This is a genomic window from Rhizobium sp. AC44/96 (genome assembly GCF_001692185.1).
Taxonomy (GTDB): Bacteria; Pseudomonadota; Alphaproteobacteria; order Rhizobiales; family Rhizobiaceae; genus Rhizobium.
Genome location: NZ_LXKO01000008.1, coordinates 105,086 through 120,999, shown reverse-complemented (window position 1 = coordinate 120,999; position 15,914 = coordinate 105,086). Strand labels below are relative to the sequence as shown.

Below are 15,914 nucleotides of genomic sequence, written 5' to 3'. Positions count from 1 at the left end.
TTTATTAATCCTTCGACTTCGCTTCCATTTCATCGAGCGCGGCTGCGAGCCGCTTGTCCTCGTTGAAATAGCGGGCGCGATCCCAGAAATGCGGCTTGCCGATCCCGGTTGACTTGTGCCGACCGATGATGCGCCCGGACGCATCTTCGCCTTCGATCTCGTAGCGCATCAGGTCCTGCGTGATGATCACATCGCCTTCCATGCCGATGACTTCGGTAATCTGGGTGATACGGCGGGAGCCGTCGCGAAGGCGCGCGGCCTGAACGACGATATCGACGGAGCTGGCGATAATCTCGCGCACGGTCTTTGCCGGCAGTGTGAACCCGCCCATGGCGATCATCGATTCGATACGGCTGAGGCATTCGCGCGGCGAGTTCGAGTGGATGGTGCCCATTGAGCCGTCGTGACCGGTGTTCATCGCCTGCAGCAGGTCGAACACCTCAGGTCCGCGCACTTCGCCGACGATGATGCGTTCAGGGCGCATACGCAGGCAGTTCTTGACGAGGTCGCGCATGGTGATCTCGCCTTCGCCTTCGATGTTCGGCGGACGTGTTTCCAGACGCACCACATGCGGCTGCTGCAGCTGGAGTTCGGCGGTGTCCTCGCAGGTGATGACGCGTTCGTCGCGGTCGATAAAGTTGGTGAGGCAGTTCAGAAGCGTCGTTTTACCGGAGCCGGTACCGCCCGAGATGACGATGTTGCATCGAACGCGACCAATGATCTGCAGCAGCGTCGCGCCTTCCGGCGTAATCGCACCGAAGCGGACGAGCTGCTCCAGCGTCAGCTTGTCCTTCTTGAACTTACGGATGGTAAGGGCGGGACCGTCGATCGCCAGCGGCGGCGCGATGACGTTGACGCGTGAGCCGTCAGGCAAGCGCGCGTCGCAGATCGGGCTCGATTCATCGACGCGACGACCGACCTGGCTGACGATGCGCTGGCAGATCGAAAGCAGCTGCGAGTTGTCGCGGAAGCGGATTTCGGATTCGATCGTCTTGCCGCCGACTTCGATGAAGGTCTGGCCTGCGCCATTGACCATGATATCGGCGATATCATCGCGCGCGAGGAGCGGTTCCAGAGGCCCATAACCGAGAACGTCGTTGCAGATGTCATCGAGCAGTTCTTCCTGCTCGGAAATCGACATCGCGAAGTTCTTGATGGTGATGATGTCGTTGACGATGTCGCGAATTTCTTCGCGCGCGCTTTCTCCGTCGAGCTTGGCGAGCTGCGAAAGATCGATCGTGTCGATCAGCGCGGAAAAGACCTGAGCCTTGGTGTCGTAATATTCTTCGGTGCGTGCCGGTCGCTTGCGCTGCGGCGTTTGCATCGGCGGAGCCGCAACCTGCTGACGCGCGGGCTCGCGCTGCGGCTCGACCAGAACCGGATCCGATGGAGTGGACGGCCGCGCAACGGGCGGCGGCGGCGCGATGACGCCGCCTGCCTTGCCCGATCCTTCGTTTCCGCGTTTTCCGAACATGCCTTATTCCAATCCACTCTTGGCGGGTGTCACTTGCGCTTCAACAGACCGAGCAGGCCGCCCTTCTTGGCTTTCTTCACGGCAATTCGGCCGGTGACGATATGCGAGATCTGCGAGAATGTTTCGGCCGTCGGCGACTTGGGATCCATCTCCGAAATCATGCGGCCGCTGTTGGCCGCCGTACCGAAGAGATTGATATCAAACGGGATGATCGCGATCGGCTCGATCTCGAGCGGTTCGCAGAAATCGGACGGGGTGATTTCCGGCCGCTTCGGCATCCCAACCTGATTGAGGATGAGATGAGGCGCCTTGTCGTTGGGTCGGATCTTGCGCAGGGCATCGATCATGTTCTTGGCATTGCGCAGGTTGGCGAGATCGGGTGCGGCGCAAATTACGACTTCATCGACGCTGGACAGAACCGAACGTGTCCACTCGGACCAGGTGTGCGGGATATCGAGCACCGTCATCGGGGCGCTTCGCTGCAGTACCTCGAGCACGGGCTGGAAGGCCTGCCCCTCGAAATCGTAGGCGCGGTCAAGGAGCGACGGCGCCGCGAGCAGGGACAAATGCTCCGAGCACTTGGTCAGCAGGCGGTCGAGGAAGACTTCATCCAAGCGATCGGGCGCATAGACTGCTTCCGCGATCCCTTGCGTCGGGTCCTGATCGAAATCGATGTTGGCGGTACCGTAAGGCAGGTCGAGATCGGCGAGGATTGTTTCCGTAGAAAACAGGCGAGAGATGCCGAAGGCGCAGTTGTGGGCGATCGTCGAGGAGCCGACGCCGCCTTTTGCGCCGATGAAGGCGACGCTGCGGCCGAGTGGCTCCGCATCCGGATCCACGAATATGCTCGCCATCGCCATCATGATGTCGGGCATGCTCACGGGCTGGACCATATATTCGGAAATCCCGTTCCGGATCAGCTCGCGATAGAGCGCGATGTCGTTGTAGTAGCCAACCACGACAACCTTTGTGGAAGGGTCGCAGACGGCCGCCAGCGGCGCGAGCTCGCTGAGCAGGTTTGCCGCACCGCTCTTTGTTTCGAGGATGATCAGGTTCGGCGTCGGCGCGCTGGCAAACATGTTGGCTGCCGCTGCAATCCCGCCGCTGGTGATGCGCAGGCCGACCTTTGACATCCGCCGGTCGTTGCTGCAGCGTTCCATGACCCGCTGCAGATCTTCGCTTTCGCAGAAGGCATGGACGGAAATGCGTGGCAGCGGACGCATGCCTTCGAGTTCGGCCATACGTACCGCATCCTCGGCATTGCGAAGTTCGGTGGTATTCCTGATTTCGTATTCGACCGTACTCATCGTGAAATCCTAACCTGAATCAGAAGCTGCCCGAGCCGCTCGAGCTGCTGGAAGAGTCGGAGATCGTTGTTGTCCGCTCGCGATATTCCTTGATGGCGGCGTTGCGGCGGGCGGCGTCGATTGGCGTCATTCCGCGCGGTGCGACCAGGTCTTCCGGGTTGGCAACCTGGGCTGCGAGGTTGTTCTGCGTCGCGCAGCCGAAGTTGTAGTAGTTCTGGTTGGTGAAGTCGTTGATCATGTCTCTCGGCCACTGGCCGCATTGCGACGTCATCGCGGTGGTACCAACAAAGCTCAGGCGGATTGGGGCAGCGTCACCGGCTCCGGCGGCGCCATAGGCGCTGTTGACGATCTTGGAGCTCGCGATCCCACGTGCGGAAAGCTCGGCGCGAACCTGGCCGCGCAACTGGCGGGCGGCCACCGCATTGGGCGATCCTTCCGGCGTCAGAAGGTAGACAGGGCCGGTTGCCCTGGATGCGTAGTTCTGTGCAAAGCCACGGATCATGTCGCGCTGTGCGATGTTGAGCCGGCGATCGGTCGATGCAATGGGGATATCGACGGTTTGCTCGGCTTCGGTGACCACGATCGGGTGACGCTGGCGATAGTCGTCAGGGATACCCCCTGTGGTAAGGTCGTCGCGCGAGGCGCAGCCTGAGAGGACGGCGACCGCAATCGCTGACATCGTCACCAGCGCCCTGGAAAGGCGGCGCTTCTTCGGGGCGAACGTATCGTGGGCCATCGGCTCGTCTCGCATATGTGCCATTGCTGATCCCGCTTTGATCATTTGTAGATGAACCCGATAGAGCCGTGGAATTGCGCGTCCGCCACCGGGGTCTGCCGACCGCCGTAGACTTTGTTGACGCGGTTGAGGAGGAAGGCCGCACCGTCGTTTTCCGGGCTGAAGTTGTCATCCGGGCGGTTCAGCTGATTGCGCGCGACCGGCCGAACCAGATAGGGCGTCGCGATGATGACAAGCTCGGTTTCGTCGCGCTCTACCGTTCTCTGACGGAACAACGTACCGAGCAGCGGGATCTTGTTGACGCCGGGCGTTCCGTTCGACGTCTGGGAGACGTTGTCGCGGATGAGGCCGGCAAGCGCGATGGAACCGCCGGAAGGAAGTTCGACGGAGGTCTCGGCCGATCGACGTTGATAGGTCGGCGTCGAACCGGAGACCGAGGGCGCCGGCTCCGATACGTTCGTCTTGATCTCGAGGCTGATGCGCCCGGAAGACAGTACGACGGGTTTGAAGGCAAGGTTGATACCGTAATCATACGGAACGATCGTGACGTTGCCGTCATTGTCGGTCGTTGAGTACAACACCTGTCCACCGGAATTGAACGTCGCGGCCTGGCCGGAGATCGCAGTCAGGGTCGGCTCGGCCAGCGTCTTGACGACCTTTGCCTGCTCCAATGCGCTCAGATAGGTCGAGATATCATATTTGCCGATGGAGCTCTTGAAGAGTGCAGCCAGGCCGCCTCCCACCACCGCAGAGGCTGTGTCCGCACTCGGGGTGCCGAGCTGGGCCACGTTAAGACCGCTCGAATTCGAAACCAGATTGTTGAAGCCAAGTTGCTTGAGAACCTCGCGGCGAACCTCCGCGATCGTCACCTTCAGCGTAACCTGGTCTTCTCCTTGGATTTGCAGCAGATTGACGACCTGGGATGTCTGGCGGCCTTCCGCGAACAGCGCAACATCGCCGCCGCCGGAGGCGCCGCTAGCCGTTTCGGTACGCGTCGTTGCTTCCCCGCCCTTCAGGAACACTTGTGCGAGATCCGCCGCCTGTGCTGCGTCCTGGGGTGTGCGCACGGTGCCTGTCAGTACGATGTTGTCCGAGACGATTTCCACGTTGATGGCGGAATCTGGGATGAACCGCTGCAGGTTTCGCTGAAGACCGGCAACATCTCGTTCGATCTCAATATCGAGGCTGACGATCTGCTGCCCGTCGGCGCCGAAGATGAAGATGTTCGTCTGTCCGACCGTCTTGCCGAAGAGGTAGATGCGCCGCGACGAGCGGGTGACGGCGTCGGCCATCGACGGGTCCGAGACGAGAATGTCATGGGCATCGACGGGCAGGTCGACAACGATTGCCTTCTTCAGCCCCAGCTTGAGGCTGCGATGCGCGCCCGGGCCGGTCTGGTTGATGCTGACGATGCCGTCGGAGCTGGCACGCGCCTCTCGTACCCCGATAGCAGAGTCGAGAAAGCCCGGCGTTGCGCCGGTGACGCCGATCGCAAAGGAAAGGCAGCCTGCCATCAAGGGCTTCATGTGCCGTTTCGAGTTGCCCATTTCCGCTTCCTTTACTCGGCCTTCGGCGCGTTGCTGCTGTCTGAAACGATGGCGCCGGACTTGATGACCTGGACAATGGCGCTACCGTTGTCGCCGCTCAGGAGGTAGTCCGCTGCGTTGGTGTCCTGCTCCCGGGCGTCTGCAACGGAACGGAGCGCGAGCGACAGGCGGTCCGCCATTTGCTGGGCAACGGCGAGCACCTTGGTCTGGTCGGGCGTCAATTCGAGCGTGGCAGTGGTGCCGACAACAGTTTTTGAACCGTCGTCCTTTTCCTGGATCTGCTGGTCGATCGCGAGCACGCGCACGTTGCCGAGGACGGTCTCGGTCAAGTACTTGTCGCCCGTCTTGGCCTTGCGAACCATGATGACGTCGACGCGGTCGTTCGGGAGAATGAAGCCGCCGGCGCCGGTTGCGACCGAGATTTCGGTTGCAACGGCGCGCTTCCCGGTGGGCAGCAGCGATGACATGATGCGACTGTTGGAATCCGCGATCTTCTCCGCGCGGATCGGCTCGCCTTCGAAGATCGGCAGGCGCACGACCGCTCCCTGCATGTCCTTGATGGCGTCGGGCTTGTCCGCTTCGGTTATGAAGCCCTGTACGACCCCGCCTTGCGGCCAGGGCATCCAGTGGACCGCCTTGTCGTCAAGCCGGGCGCCGACGGGAAGATTCGCTCCCGAAACCAGAACATTGACCGTCGGCTCGCGTTCGACGACCGATTGCACCTGGGTCACGACAGAGCCACGTCCCGCGAGGCTCATGGCGAGCACGCCGGCCAAGCCTGCCGCGGCAACGGCCACTCCAAGTATCAAGAGACGGGCGGGTTTCATCGATGGTTCCTCGGGGATTCGAGATATTCGCCCCGGAGAATGGCCCGCAATTGGTATAATTATAGTTAATGAAAGGCTTCGATTTTAGGTTAATGGAGGTTTAACTTGCCTCTATTTCAGGCCGTGAAGCACAGCCAGGAACAACGGGCTCGATGGGAACGCCATGAAGCCGCCGATTGCAATCGCGATTCCGTATGGAATTTTCTTCGCGAGCAGAATCGAATTGGGGATCGGCAAACCGATCGCCAGGATGCTGTTTGCCTGGGCGCGTATGATCAGAATGGTCAAGGTCGCAGCGCCGCCCATGACGCCGACATAGGCCAGAAATTCTACCAGCGCCGGATTGAGGCCGAACCAGAGCGATGCGGCGGTCAGCAGCTTGGCGTCTCCGCCACCCATGGTATTGATCGCGAACAGGGCGAAGCACACCGCAAAGACAGCGAGCGCTCCAGCCAGATGGAGGCCGATCTCGGGAAGGGTGAGCCCAACGAGTGGAGCAAGTGCGCAGAAGGAAAGGATAAGGATGATCGATATCCGGTTGGGGATCGTCATCGTAAACAGGTCGGAGAACGCCGCAATGGCGAGGCACAAGGGGAAGACCACGAAGACTGCTGCTGCGATCATTGTACCACGATCCTCAAGACAAAAGGCTCACCGCGCTTGCGAGTGAGCCCATGTTTTTGACCAGACGTTTGCACGCCTGGTCGCACATCATGCGAAGATGAAATCAGCTGCCGGTCGTGGTGACAGCGCTGTCCATCTTCGTCGACAGACCAGAGAATACCTGGTTCAGTTTGCCGCCGAGGGCGGTTGCGCCGGTGATGAGCGCCACGGAAATGAGCGCTGCGATCAGGCCGTATTCAATTGCGGTCGCGCCGGATTCGTCCTTGAGAAAACGGCTTACAAGCTTGGTCATGATAACTCCTAACTCCAGTTGATGTTCAGCACGTCCGCCAACTGTTTGCCGTTGATCGGATGGACACAACCTAGCGAACCCCGCTTTCCATCAACTTAAAGAATTGGGTTACCAATGCGTAAACGCGAGGGGCCTATGATCTATGGTAAGTATCGCTAATACGAAATGCAGAAAAATTTAAATATCCCCCGATCCTCTTTACTGCTGGGCGTATCGGAATGCTTCATCGCGGCCGGATAGTTGCTTCACTATAGAGCGGCGGTCCGCCTTTGCCTCCATAAGGTGTTCCGATATGAAGCGTAGCGATCCATTCACGTACATATTGGAGCGAGGTTAAATCTTCATTCACCATTTTTTTCCATGCTGAGACGAAGTCCCGTTGAAATCGTGAAAGAGAACTGAATGTCATCGAGCGGCAAAAGGGTATTCCTCGCCGGCATTGTTGCCGCCCTCGGCTTTTGCGACGCGGCCATGGCGCAGCAGGATATGCTGCGCGTCTACATGGATCAGGCGCGTGTGCTGAAGCTCGATCGACCGGTCAGCAAGGTCATCGTCGGTAATGCCAAGGTTGCCGATGCCACGGTAGCCGACGCCAAGACGATCGTTCTGACGGGACGCAGTTTCGGCAGCACCAATCTTGTCCTGCTTGATGCGGATGGAAACGCGATCCTGGACGAAAGCATCCTCGTGTCGATCGATGAGGCCAACACTGTCCGTGTGTTCCGCCAGACTGAACGAACGGTTCTGTCGTGCACGCCGAATTGCGAACAGCACAGCGCACCAACCAACGAAGCGACTTCAGGCAGCACCGCAAGCCCCTGAGCGTATATATTGGCCGCCTTCGTTAAACTTCTGAGCCGGCTTGAAACGGAAAATCAACGATCGCGCATTAAGAGTGCGTGATCGAAGCTGTCTCGGGTGCGGGCCATGATGAAGATGGATCAAGCAGCGGAAGCGGCCGACCGGCGCAAATGCAAACGACGGTGGCCAATTGCCGCTTTGGCGCGTTCCCGCGATGGATCGGCTGCCATCGAGTTTGCACTCCTCGCAATTCCCTATTTTTTGGTGATCTTCGCGATCATCGAAACCTTCATTGCCTTCGCGGGCGAGGAGCTTGTCTCCAACGCAGTGGATACGCTGAGCCGCAAGATACGAACCGGCCAGATTACGCTGGCCAACACCGACCGCACAGCGTTCCGGACGGCTCTGTGCAATGAAATATCCATCCTGATCAAGTGCTCCACCACAGAGGCTGCGACCCCCGACAAGCTCTATGTGGACGTCCAGAAGTTTTCGACCTTCGCCGCGATCCCGACAACGATTCCGAGGGTATCAACGGCAGCATATGCCGATCTCAAGACCTCGGGCTTCCAGTATGCGCCGGGTGGGGCCGGAACGATCAACATGGTGCGCGCCTACTACCGCTGGCAGATCATCACGGATCTCATCCGCCCCTATATCTCCAGCGTCCGACCGACCGATGGTTCGTCTTCGTATTTTCTGATCGTCGCCACGACAGCTTTCCAGAACGAGCAGTATCCGTGATGGCGGCCGGCGGTACACTCATCCGACTGCGGTCGTTGCTTCGGCGCCTTTACCGGGATGAAAAGGGCGTCGGCGCGATCGAGTTCGCCATTCTCTTTCCGATTCTCGTCATGCTTTACGTTGGCGCGTTCGAGATCACGATTGGCCTCAGCATGAGCAAGCGCGCGACACGCGCGGCCGGTGCCATTGCCGATATCGTAACGCAACAGAAGAACGTGACGAAGTCCTGGCTCGCGGACATGCCTTCTGTCGCGAGCGCCATGTTCGTCCCTTATGGTACGACCGGCATGACGGTTAAAATTACCGGCATTACCATCGATGCATCGTCCAATCCGACCGTCACATGGTCCTGGGCGCAGGACAATTCTCGTCCCTATACGGTCAATTCCGCCGTGACCGTTCCGACCGACATGAAGAAGGCCAGCAGCTTCCTCATTCGCACGGAGTTGACCGTGCCCTACCAGCTGTTCCTGTTCGCTCCGAATCTGATGCCGAACTCCAGCACGATCACGATCAGCCGGACCTATTTCTATCGCCAGCGCCAGGGCGACAACGTTCTCTGCGGCGACTGCTGAGTCGCGCGCGAACACAGCGAAATTTGCCAACCCCCAATCGTCGTTATATGGCTTATCGCCGGCCTGCGGGTCGCTCGCTTCAGTCAGGTGATATATGCCGCGTGCTTTTCTGTTCGTTCTCGATTCCTTCGGAGTGGGTGGTGCGCCCGATGCAGCCACCTACGGCGACGAAGGCTCCAATACGCTTGGCCATATCGCGGAGTTCTGCGCCGCCGGGGCCGGCGATCGCGAGGGTCTGCGCTCCGGGCCGTTGACCCTGCCGAACATGTCGGCGCTTGGCCTGCTGCACCTCGCAAAGGCCGCGTCCGGCGCATTTCCTGCCGGGATGCCGGTGCCCGAGAAGGTGTATGCAACCTTCGGCTCCGCCAACGAGGTCTCTCGCGGCAAGGATACGCCGTCCGGCCATTGGGAAATTGCAGGATCCCCCGTCGCCTTCGACTGGGGCTATTTTCCTTCCGAAGGTGAGGCCTTCCCTCCCGAATTCGTGGAGGCGCTCTGCAGGGCCGCGGAAGTGCCCGGTGTCCTGGGCAACTGTCATGCCTCCGGGACCGACATTATCAAGTGCCACGGCGAAGAGCATACCCGGTCGGGCAAGCCTATCTGCTACACCTCTTCGGATTCCGTCTTCCAGGTCGCGGCACACGAGATCTATTTCGGTCTCGACAGGTTGATGACCTTCTGCGCGATCGCCCGTGCACTGCTGGATCGGTACAACATCGGTCGCGTAATTGCCCGACCGTTTGTCGGCGATGCGAAGTCCGGCTTCACGCGCACCGGAAATCGTCGCGACTTTTCGGTTCCTCCGCCCGAGCCCACGCTTCTGGATCGCCTCGTTCAAGAGGGGCGCACGGTGCATGCTGTCGGCAAGATCGGTGACATATTCGCCCATCAGGGCGTGTCGCGCGTGATCAAGGCAAACGGCAATCAGGCGCTCATGGACGCCACGCTCGTCGCCATGGATACCGCCGAGGACGGCGACCTCGTATTCACCAACTTCGTCGATTTCGACATGGTCTACGGTCACCGTCGCGACGTGCCGGGTTACGCCGCCGCGCTGGAAGCGTTCGACGCACGACTGCCAGAAGTTGGCGGCAAGCTGAAGCCGGGCGATCTCGTCATCCTGACGGCCGACCACGGCTGCGATCCGACCTGGCGCGGCACCGATCACACTCGCGAGCGGGTGCCGATCATTGCCTATGGTCCGGGGTTGCGGCCGATCGACATCGGTATTCGCAGCACCTACGCCGATATCGGCGAAACGATAGCGCGGCATCTGCGTATTCCCGCAGGCCCGCACGGGAGAAGCTTTTTATGACATCGCATTTGAAGAAGGTCGAACTGCATTGCCATCTCGAAGGCGCTGCGCCGCCGGCGCTGACCCTGGCGCAGGCGAGAAAGTATAACATCGACGTCAGCGAATATCTGAAGGACGGCACATATGTCTGGCACGATTTCGCAAGTTTCCTGGAATGCTACGACAAGATTTCCGAGGTCTATAAGTCAGCGGAAGACTACGCGCTGCTGACCGAAACCTACCTTGCCGAGCTTGCCGATGTAGGCACCATCTACAGCGAACTGATCGTTTCGCCGGACCACGGAAAGCGCATCGGTCTCGGCGCGGATGCCTATATCGACGGCGTCTGCGAAGGGATTCGTCGCGCCAGGGAAACAAGCGGCATCGAAGCCCGGCTGATCGTCACCGGCGAGCGGCATTTCGGCCCCGATAGCGTCGTTGGCGCGGCCGAATACGCTGCGAAGGCACAGAACCCCTTGATCACGGGCTTCAACCTTGCCGGCGAGGAGCGCATGGGCCGCGTGGCCGATTATGCCCGTGCCTTCGACATTGCTCGCGATATCGGCCTTGGCCTGACGATCCATGCCGGCGAGGTATGTGGCGCCTTCAGCGTCGCGGATGCACTCGACGTCGTGCGTCCGGCGCGTATCGGTCACGGCGTGCGCGCAATCGAAGACAGCGACCTCGTCAGCCGCCTCGCCGATCTGGGCACGGTGCTGGAGGTCTGCCCAGGCTCGAATATCGCCCTGAAGGTCTTCCCGGATTTCGCCTCTCATCCGCTGCGCAAGCTCAAGGAGGCGGGAGTGCGGGTGACGATCAGCTCCGACGATCCGCCGTTTTTCCATACTTCCCTGAAGCGGGAGTACGATCTCGCCGCCAGCGCTTTTGGCTTCAGCGATGCCGAAATCGACCAGCTGACGCGGACGGGCATCGAGGCCGCATTCGTGGATGAGGAGACACGCCAGGCGCTCTTGGCTCGAATTTAGGCCTTGGAGGCTGGGGATAGAGCGGCAAATCATCCTCCACACTTGCAGCGGATGCGATTTCCATGAAAGAAACATCCGATAAGAACAATGAAGAAAGGGCTCGGCCATGGACGGCGTGACTGTCATCGATCATCCGCTTGTACAGCACAAACTCACCATCATGCGTCGCAAGGAAACGTCGACCGGAAGTTTCCGTCGCCTGCTGCGCGAGATCTCGACGCTGCTCTGCTACGAGGTCACCCGCGATCTGGAACTGACCATGGAGACGATCGATACGCCGCTTGAGACGATCGAGTCGCCGATTCTCGAAGGAAAGAAGCTCGTGTTTGCTTCGATCCTGCGTGCCGGCAACGGTCTGCTGGAAGGCATGCTCGACCTCGTTCCCTCGGCCCGCGTGTCGCACATCGGCGTCTATCGCGACCATGAAACGCTGCAGGCGGTCGAATACTTTTTCAAGGCGCCCGAGGATATTGCCGAGCGCCTGATCATCGTCGTTGATCCGATGCTCGCAACTGGAAACTCCTCCATTGCGGCGATCGAGAAACTCAAGGAACGCGGCGCTCACAACATCCGCTTCCTCTGCCTCCTGGCCGCGCCCGAAGGCATCAAGAATTTCCGCGAAGCGCACCCCGATGTGCCGGTATTCACCGCGTCGATCGATAGAAAGCTGAACGAGAAGGGCTACATCGTGCCCGGTCTCGGCGATGCCGGCGACCGCATGTACGGGACGAAATAGTTAGCCTTTGTTTACCATGTAAGAGGTAGCGCGCAGCCCGAAATCACATTTCGGGCTGCTTGCGTTTTGGCGTTAGGAACTTGTCAGCAAATACGGCGTAGCCCTGAAATCATGGCCTCGCATGATGCGTGGTTTATACAGGAAGGATTTCTGTCTCCATGCTCGTGCGTACCGTCATATTCGCAAGCGTCGCCGCGGTGTTTGCCTCTCAGATTCCTTCCATGTTGGGAAGCAATCAGCTTCGTCCCGGAAACACCGCCTCCGCGAATTTCGTCTCCGGCTCAGTCGAGCCAGTCCAAACGCCCGCAGTCGCCATGAATGGCGGGGCAATGCGCTTGAAGGCCGACGCACAAGGCCACTACACCGGCGAATTCAGGATCAACGGAAAGGCAGTTCAGGGTCTGATCGATACAGGCGCGACTTACGTTGCTCTGAATGAGAGCCTCGCGCGACGTCTCGGCTATACCGCCAATCAGCTTGATTTCCGCTATGCCGTCAACACTGCCAACGGTCAGACGAAGGCCGCGCATGTCACGCTGGATCGGGTAGAAATCGGCGGTATCCGCGTTCGCGGAGTCGAAGCCTTCGTGCTGAAGGATGATGCACTGTCGTCCACGCTGGTCGGCATGAGCTTTCTTCAGAAGCTCGCCTCCTATTCCGTCGCCGACGGATCACTCAGCCTCAAGCAGTAACGCCTAGATTCGCTGGCAGATTACCGCTGGCAACGGTGGTGCGCTGTCTTCGATCGCATAGCTTGCTGTAACGGCAACAGCTGCGGCTTCCGCTGCGGCGTCGGTGGCGGCGTGAACCGTCGCGATCGGATCTCCTGCCTCGACGAGCGTGCCAAGCGACAGCAGATCGGAGAAACCGACACGATGGTCGATCCGGTCGGTAGGGTGCCGCCGCCCGCCACCAAGGTCGATCACAGCCATGCCGATCGCGCGCACATCGCAACCGCCAAGCCAGCCTGCTCGCGGCGCAGGTACGATCCTGGTAACCGGAGCCTTGGACAGGTAGTTGTCCGGCTTCTCCAGAAGATCGGCTGGTCCGCCCAGAAGGTGGACCATGCGGGCAAAGGTCTCGGCCGCTCGGCCCGAGGAAAGCGCCTCGGCCGCCCGTGCTTCGCCGGCTTCAAGGGTGGGCGCGACACCCGATTTGACGAGCATCTCGGCCGCAAAGGCAAGGACGACTGTTTCAAGCCGCGTGCCATGCTTTTCTCCGGCCAGGAAATCGATGCAGTTCCAGAGTTCGACGACATTGCCGGCAGCGTCGGCTAGCGGTTGGTTCATGTCGGTGATCAGCGCCGACGTCCGCACGCCTGCGCCGTTTGCGACGTCCACCAGCGAGCGTGCCAGCGTCTCGGCATCGTGGGGATCGGACATGAATGCCCCATTGCCGACCTTGACGTCGAGAACCAGCGTCTGCAGCCCGGCAGCAAGTTTCTTCGACAGGATCGACGCCGTGATGAGGGGGATGGAATCGACGGTGGCCGTGACGTCCCTGATTGCATAGAGCTTGCCATCGGCCGGCGCGAGCGCGCTCGTCTGGCCGATGATGGCGCAGCCGGCCTCCCGCACGGTCTTGCGAAAATGCGATGCGTCAGGAGTGATCGAATAGCCGGGAATGGACTCGAGCTTGTCGAGGGTGCCGCCCGTATGCCCCAGCCCGCGCCCTGAGATCATCGGCACCGCCAGCCCGCATGCCGCGGCGATAGGGGCGAGCATCAGCGAGACGTTGTCGCCAACGCCGCCCGTGGAGTGCTTGTCGGCTATCGGTCGATCGACGTCGTGCCAGTCGAGCCTGTCGCCGGAACGCGCCATGGCCAGCGTCAGCGCAACGGTTTCGTCACGCGTCATGCCGTTGAACCAGACCGCCATGGCAAACGCGCCGATCTGACCGTCCGAGAGCTTCCCTGCCGTCAATGCGGCGATGAACGACTGGATATCCTCCGCCGAGAGCGTTCCGCCGTTCCGCTTCTGACGAATGATCTCCTGCGGGATCATCCTAGTAGCTCGAGGCTGCCGCAGGCGTCGATTGCGAGCCGCCAAGAACGGCGAGAATATCATCCAGTAGGCCCGAGGCGCCGAAGCGGAACGTCGACGGCATCGTCCAGTCGGGCGCCATGATCGTCTCGGCGAGGCTCAGATAGAGAGCGGCATCCGCGACGGATCCAATGCCGCCGGCCGGCTTGAAGCCGACCTTGCGGCCGCTATGCCGGATGACGCGCAGCATGATGTCGGCCGCTTCGAGGGTGGCATTCACCGCCACCTTGCCGGTCGACGTCTTGATGAAATCCGCGCCGGCTTCGATGGCGAGTTCCGACGCCCGGCGGATCAGCGCCGTGTCCTTGATCTCACCCGTCTCGAGGATGACTTTGAGCAGAACGGGTTCCTTGCACTCCGCGCGCACGGCCGAAACCATGTCGGTCACGGCCTTTCCACTGCCCGCCATGAAGCTGTGATAGGGGATGACGAGATCGATCTCGTCGGCGCCATCGGCGATTGCTTCGCGTGTCTCGGCGCACACGTCCGCAACTTCCATGTCGCCCGACGGGAAATTGACCACGGTGGCAATGCGAACCGGGTGACCGGCGCCCAGCAATGCGCGCGCATGCGCCACGAAACGCGGCCAGATACAGATGGCAGCGGTGTTGCCGTAGGGCGTCTGCGCGCGGGCGCACAGCGCATCGATCTGCGCCTCGGTGCAGTCATCCTTGAGATTGGTCAGATCGAGAAGTGACAGGGCAACGGCAGCGGTCTCTTTGAGAGAGTGAATGGTCATTGTTGCTTTCCTTCTCCCGCGATCATTTCATTCAGAACGGCGGCGAGCCGCGCGCCACCGATGGGCGCCATGTCCTTGGTTTCGTCGTGGCTCAACTCGGCGCCGGTCATGCCCGCTCCATAGTTGGTGATTACCGAGGCGGCTGCAACCCTCATGCCCAGCATCCTGGCAATGATCACCTCCGGCACCGTCGACATCCCGACCGCGTCAGCACCGAGAATGCGCGCCATGCGGATCTCCGCCGGTGTCTCGAAGCTTGGGCCGGAGAACCACATGTAGACGCCGTGCGACAGCGCGATGTTCGCCTTTTGCGCAGCCTTGTTCATTGCCTGGGCGAGTTCCGCATCATAGGCGTTCGTGAGGCCCACGAAACGGCGGTCGCTTTCCTCGCCGATCAGCGGGTTCATGCCCGAATAATTGATGTGGTCGGTGATCTGCATGACCGAGCCGGGGGGCATGTCCTGTCGCAACGATCCGGCGGAATTGGTGAGGATGAGCTTGTCCACGCCCAGTCCTTGCAGCACCTCGATCGGCAGCCGCATCGCGCCGGCGTTGCCGTGCTCGTAGAAATGAACACGGCCGGAGAGCATGATGACAGGCGTGTCGCCGAGCTTGCCGGCAACCACTTCACCGGCGTGACCGGAAACGGCGCTGACGGGGAAGCCGGGCAGATCGTGATAGGCGACGCGAACCGGATCTCTCAGCTCGCCGACGAGCGAACCGAGACCGGAACCGAGGACGATCCCGTATCGTGGTGCGAGCCCACCGAGTTTTTCGGTGAGCAGGTCGAGCGCCGTCGTCATCCGAGTTCGGTTTCGAAGCTGAAGGGAAGCAGCTCGTCCATCGTCATCGTTTTCTTCACGCCGACTTCGTCACACAGGTAGATCTTCGTGTCCTTGGAAGCAAATTCGGAGATCTTCTGCCGGCAGCCGCCGCAGGGCGGGCAGAGCGGCAGCTTCTCGGCGATTACGGCCATCTCCACGATCTTTTTCGCACCGCCCATGATCATGGCGCTGATCGCGGTCGGTTCGGCGCACCAGCCCTGTGGGAAGGACAGGTTTTCGATGTTGGCGCCGGCATAGACCTTGCCGTCCTCGGCGCGGATGGCCGCGCCGACGGGGAATTTCGAATAGGGAGCATGGGCAAAGGCCATGGCGCCGCGTGCGGCTTCGAAAAGGTCGTGGGACATG

At 60.6% G+C, this 15,914-nt stretch carries 17 protein-coding genes and 1 pseudogene; 7 read left to right on the top strand and 11 right to left on the bottom strand.

The window, feature by feature from the left end; translation table 11 throughout:
* Window positions 1–4 precede the first annotated feature (4 nt).
* The 7 genes from A6U87_RS09770 to A6U87_RS09740 all read right to left on the bottom strand — a co-directional run bounded on the left by A6U87_RS09770 (window position 5) and on the right by A6U87_RS09740 (window position 6,807).
* Window positions 5–1,474 carry a CpaF family protein gene (locus A6U87_RS09770; RefSeq protein ID WP_065691063.1) on the bottom strand — a complete coding sequence of 490 codons (1,470 nt, stop codon included), beginning with the start codon at window positions 1,472–1,474 and terminating at the stop codon, window positions 5–7.
* A 29-nt stretch (window positions 1,475–1,503) separates the two neighbouring features.
* Entirely contained in the window at window positions 1,504–2,781 is a 1,278-nt protein-coding gene (locus tag A6U87_RS09765; protein WP_065691062.1) for a CpaE family protein, read from the bottom strand.
* A 19-nt stretch (window positions 2,782–2,800) separates the two neighbouring features.
* The gene (locus tag A6U87_RS09760; protein ID WP_198928691.1) at window positions 2,801–3,541 is read right to left on the bottom strand and encodes a CpaD family pilus assembly lipoprotein; all 741 of its coding nucleotides are present in this window, start codon (window positions 3,539–3,541) and stop codon (window positions 2,801–2,803) included.
* Window positions 3,542–3,558: 17 nt separating this feature from the next.
* Window positions 3,559–5,064: a type II and III secretion system protein family protein gene (locus tag A6U87_RS09755; protein WP_065691060.1), complete on the bottom strand. Its 1,506-nt coding sequence runs from the start codon at window positions 5,062–5,064 to the stop codon at window positions 3,559–3,561.
* Between the two features lie 11 nt (window positions 5,065–5,075).
* Window positions 5,076–5,891, bottom strand: coding sequence for a Flp pilus assembly protein CpaB (gene cpaB / locus A6U87_RS09750; RefSeq protein WP_065691059.1), 816 nt, complete (start codon window positions 5,889–5,891; stop codon window positions 5,076–5,078).
* A gap of 111 nt (window positions 5,892–6,002) precedes the next feature.
* Window positions 6,003–6,515 carry a prepilin peptidase gene (locus tag A6U87_RS09745; protein ID WP_065691058.1) on the bottom strand — a complete coding sequence of 171 codons (513 nt, stop codon included), beginning with the start codon at window positions 6,513–6,515 and terminating at the stop codon, window positions 6,003–6,005.
* Window positions 6,516–6,618: 103 nt separating this feature from the next.
* Window positions 6,619–6,807, bottom strand: a complete 189-nt coding sequence (locus A6U87_RS09740; protein WP_065691057.1) for a Flp family type IVb pilin — start codon at window positions 6,805–6,807, stop codon at window positions 6,619–6,621.
* A 402-nt stretch (window positions 6,808–7,209) separates the two neighbouring features.
* Here A6U87_RS09740 and A6U87_RS09735 point away from each other — a divergent pair, with 402 nt between their 5' ends.
* The 7 genes and pseudogenes from A6U87_RS09735 to A6U87_RS09705 all read left to right on the top strand — a co-directional run bounded on the left by A6U87_RS09735 (window position 7,210) and on the right by A6U87_RS09705 (window position 12,635).
* Window positions 7,210–7,629: a pilus assembly protein N-terminal domain-containing protein gene (locus A6U87_RS09735; RefSeq protein WP_065691056.1), complete on the top strand. Its 420-nt coding sequence runs from the start codon at window positions 7,210–7,212 to the stop codon at window positions 7,627–7,629.
* Window positions 7,630–7,743: 114 nt separating this feature from the next.
* The gene (locus A6U87_RS09730; protein WP_065691104.1) at window positions 7,744–8,352 is read left to right on the top strand and encodes a TadE/TadG family type IV pilus assembly protein; all 609 of its coding nucleotides are present in this window, start codon (window positions 7,744–7,746) and stop codon (window positions 8,350–8,352) included.
* Window positions 8,352–8,927: a TadE/TadG family type IV pilus assembly protein gene (locus A6U87_RS09725; RefSeq protein WP_065691055.1), complete on the top strand. Its 576-nt coding sequence runs from the start codon at window positions 8,352–8,354 to the stop codon at window positions 8,925–8,927. Before A6U87_RS09730 ends, A6U87_RS09725 begins: the two co-directional genes overlap by 1 nt.
* A gap of 94 nt (window positions 8,928–9,021) precedes the next feature.
* Window positions 9,022–10,242 (top strand): phosphopentomutase, encoded by a 1,221-nt coding sequence (locus tag A6U87_RS09720; protein ID WP_065691054.1) that lies wholly within the window; start codon window positions 9,022–9,024, stop codon window positions 10,240–10,242.
* Window positions 10,239–11,207 carry an adenosine deaminase gene (locus A6U87_RS09715; protein WP_065691053.1) on the top strand — a complete coding sequence of 323 codons (969 nt, stop codon included), beginning with the start codon at window positions 10,239–10,241 and terminating at the stop codon, window positions 11,205–11,207. The genes A6U87_RS09720 and A6U87_RS09715 overlap by 4 nt, the downstream gene beginning before the upstream one ends.
* A 106-nt stretch (window positions 11,208–11,313) precedes the next feature.
* A complete protein-coding gene (gene upp / locus A6U87_RS09710) occupies window positions 11,314–11,943 on the top strand; it encodes a uracil phosphoribosyltransferase (RefSeq protein ID WP_065691052.1) in 630 nt (209 codons plus the stop codon).
* A 121-nt stretch (window positions 11,944–12,064) separates the two neighbouring features.
* Window positions 12,065–12,635 (top strand): annotated as a pseudogene (locus tag A6U87_RS09705) (TIGR02281 family clan AA aspartic protease).
* Between the two features lie 3 nt (window positions 12,636–12,638).
* Here the strand turns inward: A6U87_RS09705 and deoA are convergent.
* From deoA to A6U87_RS09685, 4 genes are read right to left on the bottom strand one after another with little or no spacing between them, the layout of a single operon-like run.
* On the bottom strand, window positions 12,639–13,946 hold the full coding sequence (deoA, locus tag A6U87_RS09700) for a thymidine phosphorylase (RefSeq protein WP_065691050.1): 1,308 nt from the start codon (window positions 13,944–13,946) through the stop codon (window positions 12,639–12,641).
* A 1-nt stretch (window position 13,947) separates the two neighbouring features.
* Window positions 13,948–14,724, bottom strand: a complete 777-nt coding sequence (gene deoC, locus A6U87_RS09695; protein WP_065691049.1) for a deoxyribose-phosphate aldolase — start codon at window positions 14,722–14,724, stop codon at window positions 13,948–13,950.
* The gene (locus tag A6U87_RS09690; protein WP_065691048.1) at window positions 14,721–15,527 is read right to left on the bottom strand and encodes a purine-nucleoside phosphorylase; all 807 of its coding nucleotides are present in this window, start codon (window positions 15,525–15,527) and stop codon (window positions 14,721–14,723) included. The genes deoC and A6U87_RS09690 overlap by 4 nt, the downstream gene beginning before the upstream one ends.
* Complete coding sequence (locus A6U87_RS09685; protein ID WP_065691047.1) at window positions 15,524–15,913, bottom strand: cytidine deaminase; 390 nt, start codon at window positions 15,911–15,913, stop codon at window positions 15,524–15,526. The genes A6U87_RS09690 and A6U87_RS09685 overlap by 4 nt, the downstream gene beginning before the upstream one ends.
* Window position 15,914: the final 1 nt, after the last annotated feature.